Source organism: Shewanella sp. SM87 (genome assembly GCF_025653705.1).
Lineage (GTDB): Bacteria > Pseudomonadota > Gammaproteobacteria > Enterobacterales > Shewanellaceae > Shewanella > Shewanella oncorhynchi.
Window position 1 is genome coordinate 1 of record NZ_JAKKSC010000092.1, and the last position, 948, is coordinate 948.

At 41.2% G+C, this 948-nt stretch carries 1 protein-coding gene; it reads right to left on the bottom strand.

Features of this window, described 5'->3' with window-relative positions; translation table 11 throughout:
• Positions 1 to 107 precede the first annotated feature (107 nt).
• A complete protein-coding gene (locus tag L5M11_RS23800) occupies positions 108 to 542 on the bottom strand; it encodes a hypothetical protein (RefSeq protein ID WP_248085093.1) in 435 nt (144 codons plus the stop codon).
• Positions 543 to 948 lie beyond the last annotated feature (406 nt).

Consider the following 948-nt stretch of genomic DNA (forward strand, 5'->3'; position numbering starts at 1 on the left):
CTAACGCCTTGCTTACCGGCCCAACGGAGCAGAGTAAGCTTGTGGTAAAGTTTGCGCAGCAAACCACAAGCTTACGGCGCGTAGTTGAGTCCGAGTACAGCAACTTGTTAGCTGCTGGCCTCGTAATCGAAGCCTTTAAATATACTAATTCCAGCATCAACCTCTTTAAATAAAGAATCTGCGTCCACTTCCAACCTATCTTTCCTAAGACGCTCGACAAAAGTGACAATTGTTTCCCGTACTTTATGTGCAAGATAGTCTCGTAATTCATTCTTGGATCGAACCTCCCAGACTTCGCTGGGAATTTGAATATCAGCGGTTATGTAACGCTGCTTCTTTGCGAATCTCAGCCTGGTTATACCCTCATCGCCAAACTTCTGAAATTCTCCATCTATTCTCAGTACAGGTGCATATTCATCAATTTCTTTGCAATACGTTGATGTGCAACTGCTTCGCAGTGCCTTATATAGGTCAACTTTTATCTTGCCTAGCCCGCCGTCTTTGGGACCGCCACATTGGGCACCAATAGAAATTATGCTCATGACTACCTTTTGCTGCTAACATTTTATTAGTGCGCATGCGCGTTTATCACGTTAGACCAGTAAAAATGCGCACAGTTAACTATCTGTTTATGCAGAAGTTATCAGCTTTTTATAAAATACACCATCTGGAAAAACGCGCATGCGCGTTTTCCAAACCTATTAACTAAAATTCAGTTACTATATTTACCTGATTTTAAAGAGTTTTATTTATTTCGAATGGAATTAGTGCGCACTGATTTTGTCTGAAAATCATACCAAAACACCTAAATTTAAATACGACTGTATACCCATACATTGTTAGTCGATTTCTGGTAAGGCCAAGCATAGGCAAATAGATAAGAATTTGTATGGCAGCAGGAGTGGGAATTTTCGGTTGAGCTAACGAGCCGAAACACGAAATGGGGCA